At 68.6% G+C, this 15,732-nt stretch carries 19 protein-coding genes; 9 read left to right on the top strand and 10 right to left on the bottom strand.

Annotated elements, in window-relative coordinates; genetic code table 11:
- Positions 1–49: 49 nt before the first annotated feature.
- Positions 50–2,614, top strand: coding sequence for a bifunctional lysylphosphatidylglycerol flippase/synthetase MprF (gene mprF / locus VER16_RS11775; protein ID WP_324808338.1), 2,565 nt, complete (start codon positions 50–52; stop codon positions 2,612–2,614).
- Between the two features lie 79 nt (positions 2,615–2,693).
- Here mprF and VER16_RS11770 read toward each other — a convergent pair whose 3' ends face one another.
- The 4 genes from VER16_RS11770 to VER16_RS11755 form a co-directional block, all read right to left on the bottom strand.
- On the bottom strand, positions 2,694–4,040 hold the full coding sequence (locus VER16_RS11770; RefSeq protein WP_324808336.1) for a virulence factor family protein: 1,347 nt from the start codon (positions 4,038–4,040) through the stop codon (positions 2,694–2,696).
- A 78-nt stretch (positions 4,041–4,118) separates the two neighbouring features.
- The gene (locus VER16_RS11765; RefSeq protein ID WP_324808334.1) at positions 4,119–4,736 is read right to left on the bottom strand and encodes a DUF998 domain-containing protein; all 618 of its coding nucleotides are present in this window, start codon (positions 4,734–4,736) and stop codon (positions 4,119–4,121) included.
- Positions 4,733–4,912, bottom strand: a complete 180-nt coding sequence (locus tag VER16_RS11760) for an oxidoreductase-like domain-containing protein (protein WP_324808332.1) — start codon at positions 4,910–4,912, stop codon at positions 4,733–4,735. The genes VER16_RS11765 and VER16_RS11760 overlap by 4 nt, the downstream gene beginning before the upstream one ends.
- 58 nt (positions 4,913–4,970) lie before the next feature.
- Complete coding sequence (locus VER16_RS11755) at positions 4,971–5,573, bottom strand: hypothetical protein (protein ID WP_324808330.1); 603 nt, start codon at positions 5,571–5,573, stop codon at positions 4,971–4,973.
- 228 nt (positions 5,574–5,801) lie between these two features.
- Here VER16_RS11755 and VER16_RS11750 point away from each other — a divergent pair, with 228 nt between their 5' ends.
- Complete coding sequence (locus VER16_RS11750) at positions 5,802–6,953, top strand: transglutaminase domain-containing protein (RefSeq protein ID WP_324808328.1); 1,152 nt, start codon at positions 5,802–5,804, stop codon at positions 6,951–6,953.
- 7 nt (positions 6,954–6,960) lie between these two features.
- Here VER16_RS11750 and VER16_RS11745 read toward each other — a convergent pair whose 3' ends face one another.
- On the bottom strand, positions 6,961–7,296 hold the full coding sequence (locus VER16_RS11745) for a zinc ribbon domain-containing protein YjdM (protein ID WP_324808326.1): 336 nt from the start codon (positions 7,294–7,296) through the stop codon (positions 6,961–6,963).
- A gap of 582 nt (positions 7,297–7,878) precedes the next feature.
- Here VER16_RS11745 and VER16_RS11740 point away from each other — a divergent pair.
- The 3 genes from VER16_RS11740 (at position 7,879) to VER16_RS11730 (ending at position 9,957) form a co-directional block, all read left to right on the top strand.
- Complete coding sequence (locus VER16_RS11740) at positions 7,879–9,240, top strand: Hsp70 family protein (protein ID WP_324808323.1); 1,362 nt, start codon at positions 7,879–7,881, stop codon at positions 9,238–9,240.
- A gap of 229 nt (positions 9,241–9,469) precedes the next feature.
- Positions 9,470–9,763 (top strand): YkgJ family cysteine cluster protein, encoded by a 294-nt coding sequence (locus VER16_RS11735; protein WP_108747862.1) that lies wholly within the window; start codon positions 9,470–9,472, stop codon positions 9,761–9,763.
- Positions 9,764–9,774: 11 nt separating this feature from the next.
- Positions 9,775–9,957, top strand: a complete 183-nt coding sequence (locus VER16_RS11730) for a hypothetical protein (protein ID WP_108765867.1) — start codon at positions 9,775–9,777, stop codon at positions 9,955–9,957.
- 48 nt (positions 9,958–10,005) lie between these two features.
- Here the strand turns inward: VER16_RS11730 and VER16_RS11725 are convergent, their stop codons facing one another.
- From VER16_RS11725 to VER16_RS11715, 3 genes are read right to left on the bottom strand one after another with little or no spacing between them, the layout of a single operon-like run.
- The gene (locus tag VER16_RS11725) at positions 10,006–10,884 is read right to left on the bottom strand and encodes a DUF4097 family beta strand repeat-containing protein (protein WP_324808321.1); all 879 of its coding nucleotides are present in this window, start codon (positions 10,882–10,884) and stop codon (positions 10,006–10,008) included.
- Positions 10,885–10,895: 11 nt separating this feature from the next.
- The gene (locus VER16_RS11720) at positions 10,896–11,438 is read right to left on the bottom strand and encodes a hypothetical protein (RefSeq protein ID WP_324808319.1); all 543 of its coding nucleotides are present in this window, start codon (positions 11,436–11,438) and stop codon (positions 10,896–10,898) included.
- Complete coding sequence (locus tag VER16_RS11715; RefSeq protein ID WP_324808317.1) at positions 11,435–12,013, bottom strand: RNA polymerase sigma factor; 579 nt, start codon at positions 12,011–12,013, stop codon at positions 11,435–11,437. The genes VER16_RS11720 and VER16_RS11715 overlap by 4 nt, the downstream gene beginning before the upstream one ends.
- Positions 12,014–12,135: 122 nt before the next feature.
- Here VER16_RS11715 and VER16_RS11710 point away from each other — a divergent pair, with 122 nt between their 5' ends.
- A complete protein-coding gene (locus VER16_RS11710) occupies positions 12,136–12,315 on the top strand; it encodes a hypothetical protein (protein ID WP_324808315.1) in 180 nt (59 codons plus the stop codon).
- A gap of 35 nt (positions 12,316–12,350) precedes the next feature.
- Complete coding sequence (locus VER16_RS11705; RefSeq protein WP_324808313.1) at positions 12,351–12,944, top strand: mechanosensitive ion channel family protein; 594 nt, start codon at positions 12,351–12,353, stop codon at positions 12,942–12,944.
- 507 nt (positions 12,945–13,451) lie between these two features.
- On the opposite strand, the gene VER16_RS11700 is transcribed toward VER16_RS11705, so the two are convergent.
- Positions 13,452–13,718 carry a DksA/TraR family C4-type zinc finger protein gene (locus VER16_RS11700; protein WP_324808311.1) on the bottom strand — a complete coding sequence of 89 codons (267 nt, stop codon included), beginning with the start codon at positions 13,716–13,718 and terminating at the stop codon, positions 13,452–13,454.
- Positions 13,719–13,805: 87 nt separating this feature from the next.
- Positions 13,806–14,363 carry a DUF2058 domain-containing protein gene (locus VER16_RS11695; protein WP_324808309.1) on the bottom strand — a complete coding sequence of 186 codons (558 nt, stop codon included), beginning with the start codon at positions 14,361–14,363 and terminating at the stop codon, positions 13,806–13,808.
- 62 nt (positions 14,364–14,425) lie between these two features.
- Here VER16_RS11695 and VER16_RS11690 point away from each other — a divergent pair, with 62 nt between their 5' ends.
- Both VER16_RS11690 and VER16_RS11685 read left to right on the top strand, forming a co-directional pair.
- Complete coding sequence (locus VER16_RS11690) at positions 14,426–14,926, top strand: M48 family metallopeptidase (protein WP_324808307.1); 501 nt, start codon at positions 14,426–14,428, stop codon at positions 14,924–14,926.
- Positions 14,927–14,973: 47 nt separating this feature from the next.
- Positions 14,974–15,672 carry an RNA pseudouridine synthase gene (locus VER16_RS11685; RefSeq protein WP_324808305.1) on the top strand — a complete coding sequence of 233 codons (699 nt, stop codon included), beginning with the start codon at positions 14,974–14,976 and terminating at the stop codon, positions 15,670–15,672.
- Positions 15,673–15,732: the final 60 nt, after the last annotated feature.

The raw sequence follows: 15,732 nt of genomic DNA, 5'->3' as shown, positions 1-15,732 counted from the left end.
ACGTTCACGTTGACACCACGCTCGCCCCTGCTGCCGCACCCTTGCGCCGATGACCCCAGCCAACGATCCCACCACCGCTTCGCATACCCCTGCATGGAAGCGGGTCATGACCATCGTCGTCCCGCTCCTGATCCTGTCGCTGGCCCTGCACGGGCTGGCCAGTGAATTCGACGAGCATGGCTACCGCGCCATCCGCGACGCCTTCCACAAGCTCAGCGGCGCGCAGATCGCGCTGACCGTTCTGCTGGGCCTGGCCAGCTACGCCTGCCTGATCGGTTTTGATGCCATCGGCCTGCGCCGCAGCGGCATCCGCGTGCACCCCGCGCGCGTGGGCATCACGGCCTTCCTCGCCCACACGCTGGGCCAGACCGTCGGCTTTGCGGCCCTGACCGGGGGCGCGGTACGCCTGCGCGGCTACCGCAGTGCCGGCCTGGATCTGGCGCAGATCGGCCAGGTGGTGCTGATGAGCACGCTGGGCTTCGTGTTTGGCGCGTGGCTGCTGATCGGTTTCGCGCTGTGCATGGAACCGGCCGCCGCCGCGCTGGCCCTGCCGCTGGACCCGGCCGCGGTGCGCGTGGTCGGCATTCTCGCCCTCCTCGCCTACGCCGCCACCGTGCTGCTGGTCGGCCGCAACGGGCGCCAGTTCCACATCTTCGGCCATGGCCTGTGGCTGCCCGACCGTCGCACCATGCTCGGCGTCACCGCACTGAGCGTCATCGAACTGGTGCTGGCCAGTGCCGCGTTCTACGTGCTGCTGCCCGACTCGACGCCTACCGGCCTGCCGGGCTTCGTCGGCCTGTACCTGGTGGCCGTGCTGGCCGGCCTGGTCTCGACGGTGCCGGCCGGCCTGGGGGTGTTCGAGTGGAGCCTGCTGAAGCTGCTGCCGCAGGTGGCGCCGGCCGCCGTGCTGGCCGCCGCACTGATCTATCGCGTGACCTATTACGTGCTGCCGCTGCTGCTGGCCACCCTGCTCGCCCTCGCCCCGGCGCTGCGCCAGCCGCTGCAGGCCAGCGCCGGGGCCACCCGCGCCGGCTGGCATGCGCTGCGCCCCTGGCTGCCGCAGATCATCGCCCTGGCGGTGTTCAGCATCGGCGCGGCGCTGGTCATCGATGGCACGCTGCCGACGCCGCGCCGCCATCTGCTCAATGCCTCGCTGCCCATCCTGGAAACCTCGCACCTGATCGGCAGCCTCGGCGGTGTCGCCCTGCTGCTGATCGGCCAGGGCCTGGCGCGGCGCAGCCATGCCGCATGGGTGCTGGCGATGGCGGTATGCGTGATCACTCCCCTGCCCTTGTGGCTGCGCGGTGGCCAACTGCTGATCGCGTTCTCTGCGGTGCTGGCGGCGATGGCGCTGTGGGCCGCACGTCGCGAGTTCTACCGCCAGGGCGCGCTGCTGGACGAAGCCTGGTCGTGGCCGTGGCTGCGCAACCTCGGGCTGGTGCTGGTGGCCGTGACCTGGCTGCTGTTCTTCACCTACAGCCACGTGGAATACCAGAACGAACTGTGGTGGCAGTTCGCGGTGTCCGGCAATGCGCCGCGTGCCCTGCGCGCCTTGCTGGTGGTGGCCATCGCGCTGGTGATGTTCGGCCTGGCACGCCTGCTGCACAGCACGCGCAGCCCACTGCCGGCCGCCGACGAGGCCACGCTGCAGGCGCTGGCACCGGTGCTGGCCGGTGCCACCGACACCCAGGCCTGCCTGGTGCTGACCGCCGACAAGGCCGTGCTGCGCGACGAAGCACAACAGGGCTTTGTGATGATGCAGCGCTACGGCGGTTCGCTGATCGCCATGGGTGATCCGGTCGGGCCGCCCGACGTGGCGCGTGCGCTGATCTGGCGCTTCCGCGAGGAAGCTGATCGTCTGGGCCTGCGCCCGGTGTTCTACCAGGTGGGCGAGGCGTACTGGCAGACCTATCTCGACCTCGGCCTGGGCCTGGTCAAGCTGGGCGAGGAAGCCATCGTGCCGCTGCACGATTTCGGCCTGGAGGGTCGCGAGCGCGCCGATCTGCGCCAGGCCTGGAACCGCGGCAAGCGCAGCCAGCTGTCATTCCGGGTGGCGCCGGTGGAGGAGATTGCCGATCTGCTGCCGCGCCTGCACGCCATTTCCAATGCCTGGCTGGACGACAAGGCGGGCGATGAAAAAGGCTTTTCGCTGGGCAGCTTCGATCCCGATTACCTGATGCGCTTCCCGGTGGCACTGGTCGAAGCCGAGGGAGAGATCGTGGCCTTCGCCAACCTGTGGCAGGCACCGGCCGGCGCCGAGCTGTCGGTGGACCTGATGCGCCACGTCAACGAGGCCCCCAAAGGCACGATGGATTTCCTGTTCATCGAGCTGTTCCTATGGGGCCGCGCCCAGGGCTATGCGCGCTTCTCGCTGGGCATGGCGCCGCTGTCCGGGCTGGCCCAGCACCGCTTGGCCGGTCGCTGGAACCGCCTGGCCGGGCTGCTGGCGCGGCATGGCGAACGCTTCTACGGCTTCAGTGGCCTGCGCCGCTTCAAGTCGAAGTTCGATCCGCAGTGGCGCCCTCGCTATCTGGCTGCACCCGGTGGCATGCACCTGCCGGCGGCGCTGCTGGATGCCACGCGGCTGATTTCGCTGGACCCGCGCCGCGGGTGATCGCTCCCCCTGGTGGGTGCGAACCGTTGGTTCGCACGCTCTCCGCCAGGCAGGGCCCGGCGCTACCGGTGAATGCCGCCTACGCGCCGCCCTTGAGGATCACTTCAGCCAACCGGTCGTAATCACCGTTGAAGTGATGGTCGCCCGGCAGCTTGATCTTCTGCACACCGTCATTGGCCGGCAGATCCGGACACAACGCATCCTCATCCTTCTGGCCATAGACGCACAGGGTCTTCGCCGCCGGCAGTCGGGCCACCTCCGGTGCGATCGGCAGACCATTGCCACCGCCGCCCAGCCAGTTGCTGACGTGGAACTCGAAGTCGGCCTTCCTGCCCACCGACAGCAGCACGATGCGATCCAGCGCCTCGCGGGTGGCTGGCGGCAGCTGGTTGATCGAGGCCGGCAGCACGTCGGCGCCCTGCGAGAAACCGATCAACATGACCTTGTCGCGGTGCCACTGCTGCGTGTAGTGGTCGATGATCTTCTGCAGGTCTTCGGCAAAGCCCTTCGGCGTACGCTCGCTCCAGAAGTAGCGCAGGGAATCGATGCCGACCACGGCCACGCCCTGCCCGCTCAGCGAGGCGGCGACGTTCTTGTCCAGGCCGGCCCAGCCGCCGTCACCGGATACGAAGATCGCCAGCGTGTCGCCGCTGCCGCTGGCCGGTACCTCCACTACCGGCAGGCCCTTCAGTGCGGTCGGCGGTGGCGCCAGGCTCACGCCCGCCTGCGCCCCCATCACCCGCGCGGCCGCCACCAGCCCCGGTGAAGCATCGCCACGCCCGGTGCGCCTGAACTCACGCGCCATCGCCACCTGCTGCACGAACGCGCTGGCCTGGCCGGCCTTGCAGCTGGTGCCACCGGCCGCACTCAGCCAAGGAAAATTCAGTTCGGCCGGCTGCAGCCGGTTGTGCTTCACACCATCGCCGCAGACCATCCGCTCGTGGCTGTGGTCAGGGCAGAAGCCGGTGGTGAGCAGGCCAGCAAACACCTGGGTGTCGGCCTGCGCGGCCAGCGTGTAGGCCATCTCGGCGCCCTCGCCATCGCCGCCGACCAGCGGCAGGTGATAACCCGGAAGGTGCAGCGAGGCCTGCAGCCAGCGCGAGAAATTCTCGACGTCGCCAGCACCGAACGAACAGGTCGGGTTGCCCTCGCGCTTGAGCACGCCACGCAGATGGCTGATGTCCACCGCAGCCACCAGCGCACCATCGCTGCGCAGCGCCTCGATCGGCAGGCGGCTGGTGTCACCGCCGGCACCGGGCTCATGGAACCAGATCACCACCCGCTGCGGCGTTCCCGCCGGCAGGTGCACCGGAACCTGGTCGAAGCGCCCGTGGCTGAACTGCTGCACGTTCGCCGCTGCCATGGCCGGCAACGCCGCCAGCGCCAGCACCATCCCCATTGCCACGCCCAGCCCTGCTCGCTTCATGTCGCATCCCCGATGGAATGCGCACACGATACGCCGCCACCGCGTGCACGGCACGTACCCGTGCGGGCCGTTGGCGCTTCAGCCCACGTGGGTGCGACGGCCGCGCCGGTACATCGCTACCGCCAACCACAGCAGCCAGCCGACGATGATGACGATCACGGTCTTCTGGCCCAGGCCACGCGGCGGGCCCGCGCGCCACAGTACGTGCAGCCACAGCAGGGCGAACGCCAGCCATGCCCAGGCCCACAGCAGGGTGGCACTGCGCTGCCAGCCGGGCTCGCGACGCAGGTACCACGCCTGCAGCAGCATGCCGACGCTGGCACAGAGGAAGGCGGTGTTGGCCGCAAGGCCATGCACCAGCGGTGCGAGCAGGGGCGTCGCCTCGGGCAACCAGCTGTCGCCGATGGATACGGTGGCCAGCCCAAGCGCGGCCACGGTGAACAGCAACGGTGCCGCCGCACTGCGGCGCGGACCGACGCTGTGCCGGTAGAGCGCGATGCCGAGCAGGGCGATGGCCAGTGCCAGCAGGCAATAGGCGCTGCGCAGCGCCAGCCCCCAGGGACCGTGCAGATAGAGGCTCAAGGTCGCCTGCACCCAGTCCAGATCGGTGCGGGCGAACTGGGTCCACACGGCGGTGGCAATGAACAGCAACAACGCGACGACAGCCAGCGCAGCGGCCGGCCGTGCGCGGGTCATGGCGCCTGCTCCGGGTGGCGCGCCTTCCATTCGGCCAGCGCCTGGCGGTAACGCTGCAGTTCCTCCGAGTAGAGGTCGAGCACGCACAGCGGGCAGCCGCTGCCGCAGCATTCATTGGGGCCGGGTTCTTCCGGCGGCAGCGGGCGCGGATCGGGATCGGGCGGGGCGGCGGACACAGGGTCGGTCACAGGCAGGCACGGCGTTGCAGACAGGCGCCCAGTGTAACGGCAGCGCTCAGGCGTCCAGCTGACGCCGCAGGTTGGCGCGGGCGGCTGCATCCAGCCGCTGGTGGAAGAAGTCGCTGAGGAAGATGCGCGGTGCGCGCAGCAGGCCCTGCAGGAACCGACGGCGGCCCGCTCGGTAGAGGAAACCGGGCACCACGCCGCTGTACTCCTCGGCCACGCCGCGATCATAGGCGGCGAACACGGCTTCGGGCGCAGCGAGGATGGCCATGTCGCAGTCCAGGAACAGGGCGGCCTCGGCATCCACATCCTCCGGCCCCAGTCCGCCGTGGCGCGCGGTCAACAGGATCAGCTCCTGCACCCGCGCCGCATCCACCGCGGCCAGTTCTGGCGCGTGCGAGATGGCCTGCACGGCCAGTGCCGCCGAACGCGCTTCGTTGTCCTTGCGCCCGGCCTGGTAGATCGCATCGTGGTACAGCACGGCCAGGTACACCTCGGCCGGCTGCTGCCAGCCTGGGCCGTCGGCCACCTCCTGGCAATGCTGCAGCACCGCGCGCACATGGCCGAAGTGATGGTAGGCGCGCGGCGGGGTCGCATAGGCCTCCTGCAACGTCTGCCACTGTGCAGCTGCAAGCGGGATGGGAGAAAAATCCATGCAGCGATCATCCCGCCGCTGGCGGCTGCGGGCAAGCTGGACATTTTTTCACCAGGCACTCACATCACTTGCCGGGCAAGGCTGGCGTGGAGTTGTCCACAGCTTTGCCGAAGGCTGGTCCACACCCTGTGTGGATGAGCGCATGCCGCCGACCAATGGTCGTTCCCCTCACCCGCGCAGATCTACACTGCCAGCAGACGGGACGTCCCGCCGCCGCAGGTAGCCGCCATGCGCCGTCTTGCTGCGTGTTGCTTCGCTTCATTGCTGGCAGCGGCGGGTGCGTGGGCGGCGCCGGCCCAGGATCCCCCTGCACCCGGCCCGTACCGGGCACCGCCCACGCCGGTGGCGGTGGCCAGCGTACCGGCGCCCGGCCAGGTGCTGGCCGTTCCCCAACCCCTGCGGCAGATGCTGCGGGAACGCGTGATGGCCCGCCACAGCGGGCGCGGGCAGCGCCTGCAGGCCCTGGTCGAAATGATCTTCGGCACGCAGGCGCTGGACCTGCAGTACGACCCCCTTGCGACCTACACGCTTGCGGAAATCTGGCAGACGCGGCGTGCCAACTGTCTGGCGTTCACGCTGCTGTTTGCCACGCTGGCGCGCGAGGCCGGCATCCAGGCGCGCGTGCAGGAAGTGGACCGCGTGGTGTCCTGGTACCAGGACCAGAACCAGGGCGTGGTCTACAGCGTGGGCCACGTCAACGTGGGCGTGCTGGTGGACGGACGCAGCGGCACCGTCGACCTGGACCGCAACATCCTCTACGACCGGCGCGGCCCGCAGCCGATCAGCCTCGACCGGGCGCTGGCGCATTTCTACAACAACCGTGGTGCCGAGCGGATGACCGTCGGCGACACCGTGGGCGCTCGCGCGTTCTTCAACGCCGCACTGGCGCAGGCGCCGGAGTTCGCGCCCACCTGGAACAACCTGGGTGTGCTGGACAGCCGCCAGGGCGATCTGGCCGGCGCGCGTGCGGCACTGGAAACGTCACTGAGACTGGATGCCCGCGGGGACTCGGCGCTGACCAACGCCAGCGTGCTGTACCGCCGCCTGGGCCTGGTGGCGCAGGCGCAGGCGCTGGAACGGCGCCTGAAGGCGGTGCAGCGCGATGATCCATTCGCACAGTACATGGCCGGTGCAAGTGCGGAACGCAGCGGCGATCTGGCCACGGCGATCCGCTATTACCGGCGTGCGGTGCAGCTGTATGACAGCGCGCACCAGTTCCACTTCGGGCTGGCGCGCGCGTACTTCCTCAGTGGACAGATGGCCCGGGCCGACCACGAGCTGATGCGTGCACGCGCGCTGGGGGGCAGCAGCAACGCGCAGCGCTACCAGGCCAAGCTGGATGGCCTGGCCCGCCTGCGCACGCAGCAGGCCAGGCGCTGATGCCGGCTCAGGCCTTTTTCAGGAAGCAGGTCTTCAGCACCAGGCCCTTGATCTTGTCCGAGTTGCCTTCGATGTGCTCGGCGTCGTCCTCGACCAGGCGGATGTTGCGGATGACGGTGCCCTGCTTCAGCGGGATGGACGAGCCCTTGACCTTCAGGTCCTTGATGACGGTGACCGTGTCGCCGGCCTGCAGGGTGTTGCCGTTGCTGTCCCGCACGACCAGGGACGAACCAGCGCCTTCTTCAGCGGTCCACTCGAAACCACAGTCGGCGCAGATCCACAGCGCGCCATCGGCATAGGTATTTTCCAGGGTGCACTGCGGGCAGGCGGGAGCGGAAGACATCAGCAAGTACCTCAAAATGAATCAACAACCGCCATTGTAACCGGCGGGTCCGTGCTTCCATTTTTTCCCGCGTGTGGCGCCTCTGTTGATATCGGTTTGAGGCAGAGGGGCGGGCTGGCCAAGACACGCCGTAAACCCATCCATGGGGGCTCGATGGCGCCATCCATGGCGCCAACGGTCTTGGCCAGCCCGCCCCTCCGCCTCCGGACAGTTTCCCGCGCCGGCGGCCAAGGCAATCAAAAGTAGAAGCTGTGCTCTGCCGTTTGCTGCCGCGCCCAGGGAAACTGTCGAGAGCCGAGGGGGCGGCCGGAGCAGGACCGCAGGCGCCATGGGCCCGAGGCATGCCTCGGGCGGGTTGGGCAGGACGCCCAACCCCGGTCTTGCCGTGTGCGCAGGACAGCGCACTCGAGCAAGGCGCCTACGAGCCCCCATGGATGGGTTTACGGCGTGTCCTGCTCCGGCCGCCCCCTCGGCTGAACACGGAGCAGGGAGGCGCTGAACCCAACCGAAGCCACCAGGAACTTGCAGGAATACCCGAACTGCAGCAGAGTGCGCGGCCCCCGCCCGCCCCCGGACCGCCCCATGCGCCTTGGCATCGACTTCGGTACCAGCAACTCCGCCGCCGCCATCGTCCGTGATGGACAGCTGCTGCCGATCCGCTTCGGCGACGCCGAACAGTTCCGCACCAGCGTGTATTTCCCCGGCGTGGTGCCCGACCCGGACGACTTCCAGCTCGACGCCGGCCAGGAACACGAACTGCAGCAGATGATCGACAGCGCCGCGCGGGCCGCCCGCGCCGCCGGCCAGGAGCGCCCCCCGCAGGCCCTGCGCCGCGAAGCCCTGCGCGCCCTGCGCCGCGAATGGATGGAGGCCCGCGCCGGCAAGGAACGCAGCGCCAGCGACCTGCTGCAGAACGCCGTCTACGGCGACGACGCGCTGGAAGCCTATTTCGAGGAACACGAAGGCAACCTGGTGCAGAGCCCGAAGTCGATGCTGGGCTACAACCTGCACCCGCGCGCGCGCCAGACCATCACCGGCATCGCCGCGCACATCCTCGAACACATCCGCCTGACCGCCAGCGCCCAGCTCGGCCAGCCGCTGCGCGCGGCCCTGCTCGGTCGCCCCGTGCAGTTCCGCAGCTCGATCGGCGCCGCCGGCAACGACCAGGCGCTGGATATCCTGCGCGAGGCGGCCACCCAGGCCGGCTTCGACCAGATCGACTTCCTCGAGGAACCGGCTGCGGCGGCCATGCACTACCACGCTGAAAGCCGTGAGCGGCACCAGGCCGTCATCGTCGACATCGGCGGCGGCACCACCGATATCGCCCACGCCGAAGTGGGCGGCGATGCCGCCCCGCGCATCCACCGCGCCTGGGGTATTGCCCGTGGCGGTACCGATATCGACCTGTCGCTGAGCCTGTCCAGCTACATGCCGCTGTTCGGCCGTGGTGTCACCCGCGTGCCCGCACACCATTACGTGGAAGCGGCCACGGTGCAGGACATGACCCGCCAGCGCGACTTCCGCCAGCACAGGTACGACCATGTCGACGAACCGTACGGCTCGCGCCTGCAGGCGCTGCAGGACACCGGCAACACCGCGCGCCTGTACCGCGACGTCGAACGCGCCAAGATCGCCCTGAGCGGCAGCCCCAGCCACCGCAGCACGCTGGACTACATCGCCCGCGACCTGCATGCCGACAGCAGCACCGAAGGCCTGGCCAGCGCCGCGTCCGGTTACCTGACCCAGATCCGCGAGTTGCTGGCCGAGGTCCGCAGCGACATCGGTGGCGACCCGGATGCGGTATTCCTGACCGGCGGCATGTCCCGCGCCGGCTACCTGCGGCGGGCCGCCGCCGAGGCATTTCCGGGCGCCCGCATGGTCCATGGCGAGCCCTCGCTGGGCGTGGTCCAGGGCCTGGCGCTGGCAGCAGCCAGCCGGGATTAACAAAACGTTACGCGGAGTTTGCTACCCTCGGTAGGCTTGATAGGGCTCTACCCTCCGCCGGCTGCGCCGGTGTGTGTCCCCGGGGTATGGCCTGGCCCGCGCAGCGGGCCTTGCGGCCATGCCTTCTGGCTCGTTCATGGTCCGCGTACTACCCGAGCCGCCATCGAGACCCGCTTTGGGCACCCGCCTGGCCCCTGTGGCCGCACAACCTGAAGAAGCACCTGCACCCATCGACTGCCGCCGTTGTGACGCGGTCTGTTGCCGGTTGCCCGTGCTGCTGCAGGCCGGCGATGACGTGCCCCGCCAGTATACCTCGCGCGACAGGCACGGCCGTGCCGTGATGGCGCGCAATGATGAGGGCTGGTGCGCGGCGATTGATCCCTATCACCTGCGCTGCACGATCTATTCGCAGCGCCCGGCGATCTGCCGCCAGTTTTCGATGGGCGGCGATGACTGCCGCCGCGAGCGGCAGGATTACCTGCGCCAGGCCGATGCCTGGTCGCTTTCCTCCCCTTCCACCTGACAGGAGCAACCATGCCCCGCAAGGCAAAGACCCCCGCGAAGGCTACCAACAGCATCCGCAGCGAACGCAAGGGCGCGGCCGCCAGCACCACGGTCAGCAGCGATTCGATTGCGTCCGATCTGGCCGCGTTCCGCAAGAGTGGTGGCAAGATCGAAGTACTGGGCACCACCTGGTCGCTGAAGAAAGCCAGCTGACCTCCCCTGACCGCGGCGGCACTGCCGCCGCGGCCTGACGGGCCGCGTTCAGCGGTCCAGGCGCACCCGCACGCTGCCCGAATGCGACTCGATGCGGATATCACCGTCTCCGCTGCCCAGCTTTGCGTCCAGGCTCCTGCCCGGCCCATAACGCGGCCGTTCGACGGTGCCGGCATCACTGTTGATCGAGCCGGAGAAGCTGTTCACTGACAGCTGCGCCGAGACCTTGGCCGGCAACCGCAGGTTGACCGACGCACTGACCGACTCGACGTTGATGCGACCGCCCGGGGCCAGCCCGGAGGCGGACAGATCGATGCCGCCGGAGACCGTCTCCACCGCCAGGCGCTGGATCCGGCCTGCATCCACCCCGACCCTGCCGGACACCGTCTGCGCGTCGATATCGCCGGATACACCGCCACCGGCCTCGATGCGGCCACTGACCGTATTCACGTCCAGCCGCGGGGTCTGCAGCCTGGCGATGACGTCGCCGCTGACCGTGTTGAGCTTGCTGTCGCCACTGCGGCCAGCCGCGTTGAGGTTGCCACTGACCGTACCGGCCTGCAGGCGGCGCACATCGATGCCGCTGATGTCCTGGTCGGCGCTGACCGTGCTGAGCAGCAGCTCCGAAGCGCGCGGCACGTTCAGCACCAGGGTGGCACCACCATTGTTGTGGCGGCGCGGATACTCCACTTCCCAGCGCACGCGGTTGGCGCTCTTTTCCTGGCGCAGCTGCAGGCCATCGCTGAGGCTGCCGGTCAGCTGCACCTCGTTGCGGTCCCAGCCGCGTACGGTGACCTTGCCGGCCACATTGCTCAGTTCGATGCGGCCGCCGCTGGACAGCGTGTGGCGCTCATCGACGCGCGTGTCGGCCAGGGCCAACGAGGGCAGCAGCAGCAACGCAGCGCAGAGCGGGAAAAGGGTTCGCATGGGGTGTCTCCTCAGGTTGTCATTCCGGCCGCGGCGGCCTGGGCCGCCTGCCGGGTCAGTTCCAGCCGCAGCGTGTAGGTCCGCTTGAGCTGTCCAAGCAGGTGCGGCGCGCGTGGGTCCTGTGCCAGCGCGGCGCGGATCTGTGCCGCACTTTCATCCAGTTCGTGCAGCGCCGGCTGCCATGCCGGCGCACGGCCGCCGGGCAGCGATGCCACGGCCTGCTGGTATTCCTCGGTCATCGCTGCGGCCTGCAGCTGCAGGGTGGTGGCCGCCGGGGCTTCCACCGGTGCCTGGCGCCAGGGGGCCAGCGCATAGACCGCCAGGCTGGCGGCCAGCGCTGCGCCGACCGGCAGCCACCCGCGATGGCGCGGACGCCGCGGCAGGGCGACCACGTTGCCTGCCGTTGCCGCCGCGGACGGTGCTGCCTCGCGCGGCGGCAACTGCGCGGCCAGGCGTGCCCAGCCATCCGCCGGTGGCATGCGCTGGCCAGGCAGTGCGCGCAGCCGCGCCTGCAGAGCGTGGTCGTGGTCGTGGTCGGAATCGTGCGTACTCATGTCATGTCTCCCAGACGCGCGCGCAACAGACTCCGCGCGCGGTGCAGCTGTGCCTTGGAACTGCCGACCGCCATCTGCAGCTGTTCGGCGATCTCCTGGTGTTTCCAGCCTTCGATGTCGTGCAGCACCAGTACCGCACGGGCGCGGGGCGGCAGTGTGGACAGCGCGCGCTCCAGGTCGCGCTCGGTGCCGGCGCAGCGGTCGTGCACGGCCAGTTCCTGCAGGCCGCCGTCGACCTCATCCAGGCTGTCGTGGTCCTGTCCTGCAGCGCGGCCGCGCAGCTCCATCAGCGCCGCGTTCACGCCCAGCCGGTGCAGCCATGTGGACAGGCTGCTTTCAAAACGGAACCCCGGCAGTGCCTTCCAGGCCTGCAGGAAGGCTTCCTGCAGGGCATCCTCGGCGCGCGCCTGCTGGCCCCCACACAGCCGCCACAGCACGGCGAACACGCGTGGCGAATGGCGCCGGTAGAGCTGTTCGTAGGCGGCCATGTCGCCGGCCGCCGCAGCCCGCACCAGGGCGGGTTCGTCGACGGCGTCGTTGGCGGCAGGCAGCGCGGGCATGGTGGTGTCGAGCATATCGCTTGGATGCGGCGACCCGGGAAAAGGTTTAAGGCCGATTGACGGCGGCTGCGATGCAACCTTTTCGGCACTGGCTGCATCCATGCAGGGTCCTTGGTGAAAATCCCCGGAGTCCCGCCATGTCCAGCCCCTCCTGCGCCGCCCTGCTGGTGATCCTCGCCTGCGTTGTGCTGCAGTCGCTGGACCTGTCACTGCAGCTGCGCACCGACAGCCGCGAGGCCTGCCTGCAACAGCATCGCCAGGTGCTGGTCTGCCTTGCCTGGCCGGATCCGGTCGAAACCCCGGCAGTCGACGGGTAACATCAAGGGCCGTTACCGCCACGTATTGTCGCCCCATGATGTTGTCGCTGAAGGATCACCTGCCCGCCTGGAGCCATCCGTGGCTGAACTACATCGGCATCGCTCTGCAGATCGTGCTGGTGCTGGTGGTTGCTTGGCTGCTGCGGGTACTGGCCCGCCGCCTGATCCGTCGTTTCGCCGAGCACTACACGCTGCCGCCGGAGATGGCGATGGGCGCACGCCGGATCACCAGCTTCGTGGTCTATTTCAGCGCGCTGCTGTACATCCTCAGCCTGCTTGGCGCATCGCCGTCAGTGCTGTGGACGGCCTTCACCGGCTTCGCCGCCGTGGGCGCGGTAGCGTTCTTCGCGGCATGGAGCGTGCTGTCCAACATCTTCTGCACGCTGCTGATCTTCACCACGCGCCCGTTCCGCCTGCATGACTACATCGAGGTGCTGGAAAACGGTGAGAAGCCCGGCCTGAAGGGGCGGGTGATCGATGTGAACCTGATCTACACGACGCTGCAGGAAACCGGCAACGGCCACGAGGGCACGGTGCTGCAGCTGCCGAACAATCTGTTCTTCCAGCGCACGGTGCGACGCTGGCGCGATCCCTCGCATGCGCCGGGTGGCATCCAGGGCGACGGCTGAGGGGCGTTTTTCTTTGCAGGGCTTGCAGCCCTGCACCTGCTCAACGTCAACGTCAAAAGCCTGCATTCCGTGGGTTGGCGGGGTGGGTCCGGTTGAGGGGGCGCTGCAAGTACGTCCATGTAAGCTCGGTCGCCGCATCCATGCGGCTCACACCCCCTCAACCGGACCCACCCCGCCTTCGACAGACGTCCGCGATCTGTCAGAACGGCGTTCTGCTCTGGTGGGTGCCGACCTTGGTCGACACGAATGAATCCATTCGCTATCTGACAGATGTGTCGACCAAGGTCGACACCTACCAACAGCGGCGACCAACTGTCAGAGGCGGGGCGGTGTGGGCTTGCAGGACCGTTGGCGCCATCGATGGCGCCATCGAGCCCCCATGGACGGGTTTACGGCGTGTCCTGCAAGCCCACACCACCCCGCCATCCCACGGAATGCCGCTCTTGCCTCGGCTGTTGCCGTTGCCTTGAGCAGGTGCAGGGCGCAGCCCTGCAATAAAAAACCCTCTTACCTCAGCTGGCTGTCTTTGCTGCCGCGCCGGTTGTAGCCGGCATGCGCCTGCTCGTCGTCGTCCAGCGCCTGCTGGCAGGCCACGCACAGGCGGACGCCCGGCACAGCCTGACGCCGCGCCAACGGAATCGGCGCGTCGCATTCCTCACAGTGTTCAAGACCCGGCCCCTGGCGCAGCTGGCGCCGCGCGCGGGCAATCGCATCGTCCACGGTGGCGTCGATCTGGTCCTGGACCGCGCCGTCTCCCGCCCAACCGGTGGCCATGGCCATCCTCCGCAGGTGTGTCGCCTGATATGGGGACGATACACCCGCCAAAAAGGGGACTTGATCCCCTCCGTCCCCTTTCTGGCGTTACCAGACCAGGTCGTCGGGGACCTGGAACTGGGCGTAGTAGGCGTCGTCCTCGGCGTTGCCGGTGGAGATCTCGGCGGTCGAGCCCGGCTGGCCATGGTCGACGATGATGGCTTCGGGAGCACGTTCCCGCACCTTCTCAGCGGCGGCACGCGGCAGCAGCGCATAGCCTGATCCGTTGGCCACGATGACCAGCACACCCACCGACAGCGCCTTGCGCAGCTTGGGGTCGATCAGCAGGGTGCGGATCGCTGCGCCGTCGCTGAATCGGTACTCGTCATCACCCTTGTGGGGCACGGCATGAGCCGTGATGATCTGCTTCGCCTGCGCCTTCTGTTCAGCCAGCCTGGCCTGGGCGTTGCGCTCGGCGGCCAGCGCACGATCACGTTCGACCTTCTCCGCGCGGGCTCGTTCAGCTTCCCGCTGGACCTCGGCCGAGGTCGATTCGGCCTTGCCCTGGCGGGCCTTGGCCTGCGCGCTGGCGGCGGCGCTTGCCTGCGACTTCCTGGCCAGGCCGGCCTTGAGCAATTGTTCCTGCAGCGCGTTGGGCTTTGCCATGGTCGTTGCGTACCGCGTGTAATCTTGGATGCCCCATTCTACCGACGCCCCGCCGCCCCTGCATGGCTGTCCTGAAGTACCTCACCGGCTATCCCGAACCCCTGGTCGCCCAGGTCAGCGAACTGCTGGCCCAGGGCAAGCTCGGCCCCTGGCTCCAGCAGCGCTACCCCGATCCGCACGAGGTGCGCAGCGACCGCCAGCTGTACGACTACACCCAGGACCTGAAGGACCGCTACCTGCGCAAATCGGTCCCGCTCAACAAGGTCTGCTACGACAACACGCTGGAAGTCATCAAGCATGCGCTGGGCACCCATACCGCCATTTCCCGCGTGCACGGAGGCCGGCTCAAGGCCAGCCGCGAGATCCGCATCGCCACCGTGTTCCGCCAGGCGCCGGCCGCCTTCCTGCGCATGATCGTGGTGCATGAACTGGCCCACCTGAAGGAGGCCGACCACAACAAGGCCTTCTACCAGCTGTGCCAGCACATGGAGCCGGAGTACCTGCAGCTGGAATTCGATACCCGCCTGTACCTGACCGAGCTGGCCAACCGCGGCCAGCGCTGACCGGCCGCAGCAGCTACACTGCGCGCCCCCTGACCGACCTGCCCGCCATGGAACCGACCCGTCTCGACAAAGCCCTGTCTGCCCTGCTCGGCATCCCGCGCGGCGAAGCGCGCCGCTACATCGAGGGCGGCTGGGTGACGGTCAATGGCGAAGTGGTCGAACAGCCGCAGCGCCCGGTCGATGAGCGCGCGGTGATCGTGATGGCCGAACAGGCCGAAGACACCAAGGCCGAGCGGGTCACCATGCTGCTGCACAAGCCGGCCGACGTCGCCGCCGAAACGCTGTGCGCAATGGTGAGCAGCGCCACCCGCAGCGAGCTCGATGCCAGCGACATCCGTCCGCTGCAACGTCATTTCCATGGGCTGCAGCTGGCGGCATCGCTGCCGGCGGCCGACAGCGGCCTGGTCGTGGTCAGCCAGGATCCGGCCACCCTTGCCCACCTGCAGCGCAACCTGGGGCGAACCGAGCAGGAATACCTGGTGGAAGTGGCCGAAGGCGGCCCCGAGCGCGGCCCATGGCTGATGGCCCGGCTGCAGCAGGAATCCGGCGGTGCCAAGGTCAGCTGGCAGAACGAGCAGCGCCTGCGTTTTGCCGGCAAGGGTTTGACGGCCAAGGGCCTGCGGACGGCAGTGGGCAACGCCGGGCTGCAGGTGGCCGCGGTGCGCCGCCTGCGCATCGGCCGTGTCGCGCTGGGGCCGTTGCCGCCCGGGCAGTGGCGCTACCTGGGCAGCGACGAGCGGTTCTGACCCCACAAGCGCCATCCACGCATGGCGTGACCGTGCCCAGAACGCCATCCACGCATCGCG

The sequence above is a fragment of the Stenotrophomonas sp. genome, from assembly GCF_035634915.1.
Classification (GTDB): Bacteria; Pseudomonadota; Gammaproteobacteria; order Xanthomonadales; family Xanthomonadaceae; genus Stenotrophomonas.
The sequence above is the reverse complement of the archived record's forward strand: the minus strand, read 5'-3'. Positions and strand labels throughout refer to the sequence as shown.

Coding starts and splice junctions, on each gene's coding strand:
- VER16_RS11770 (WP_324808336.1), bottom strand. CDS start 4,040: ATGAAGCGAGCAGGGCTGGGCGTGGCAATGGGGATGGTGCTGGCGCTG.
- VER16_RS11765 (WP_324808334.1), bottom strand. CDS start 4,736: ATGACCCGCGCACGGCCGGCCGCTGCGCTGGCTGTCGTCGCGTTGTTG.
- VER16_RS11685 (WP_324808305.1), top strand. CDS start 14,974: ATGGAACCGACCCGTCTCGACAAAGCCCTGTCTGCCCTGCTCGGCATC.
- VER16_RS11690 (WP_324808307.1), top strand. CDS start 14,426: ATGGCTGTCCTGAAGTACCTCACCGGCTATCCCGAACCCCTGGTCGCC.
- VER16_RS11750 (WP_324808328.1), top strand. CDS start 5,802: ATGCGCCGTCTTGCTGCGTGTTGCTTCGCTTCATTGCTGGCAGCGGCG.
- VER16_RS11725 (WP_324808321.1), bottom strand. CDS start 10,884: ATGCGAACCCTTTTCCCGCTCTGCGCTGCGTTGCTGCTGCTGCCCTCG.
- VER16_RS11700 (WP_324808311.1), bottom strand. CDS start 13,718: ATGGCCACCGGTTGGGCGGGAGACGGCGCGGTCCAGGACCAGATCGAC.
- VER16_RS11695 (WP_324808309.1), bottom strand. CDS start 14,363: ATGGCAAAGCCCAACGCGCTGCAGGAACAATTGCTCAAGGCCGGCCTG.
- VER16_RS11715 (WP_324808317.1), bottom strand. CDS start 12,013: ATGCTCGACACCACCATGCCCGCGCTGCCTGCCGCCAACGACGCCGTC.
- mprF (WP_324808338.1), top strand. CDS start 50: ATGACCCCAGCCAACGATCCCACCACCGCTTCGCATACCCCTGCATGG.
- VER16_RS11705 (WP_324808313.1), top strand. CDS start 12,351: ATGATGTTGTCGCTGAAGGATCACCTGCCCGCCTGGAGCCATCCGTGG.
- VER16_RS11730 (WP_108765867.1), top strand. CDS start 9,775: ATGCCCCGCAAGGCAAAGACCCCCGCGAAGGCTACCAACAGCATCCGC.
- VER16_RS11740 (WP_324808323.1), top strand. CDS start 7,879: ATGCGCCTTGGCATCGACTTCGGTACCAGCAACTCCGCCGCCGCCATC.
- VER16_RS11755 (WP_324808330.1), bottom strand. CDS start 5,573: ATGGATTTTTCTCCCATCCCGCTTGCAGCTGCACAGTGGCAGACGTTG.
- VER16_RS11710 (WP_324808315.1), top strand. CDS start 12,136: ATGTCCAGCCCCTCCTGCGCCGCCCTGCTGGTGATCCTCGCCTGCGTT.
- VER16_RS11745 (WP_324808326.1), bottom strand. CDS start 7,296: ATGTCTTCCGCTCCCGCCTGCCCGCAGTGCACCCTGGAAAATACCTAT.
- VER16_RS11720 (WP_324808319.1), bottom strand. CDS start 11,438: ATGAGTACGCACGATTCCGACCACGACCACGACCACGCTCTGCAGGCG.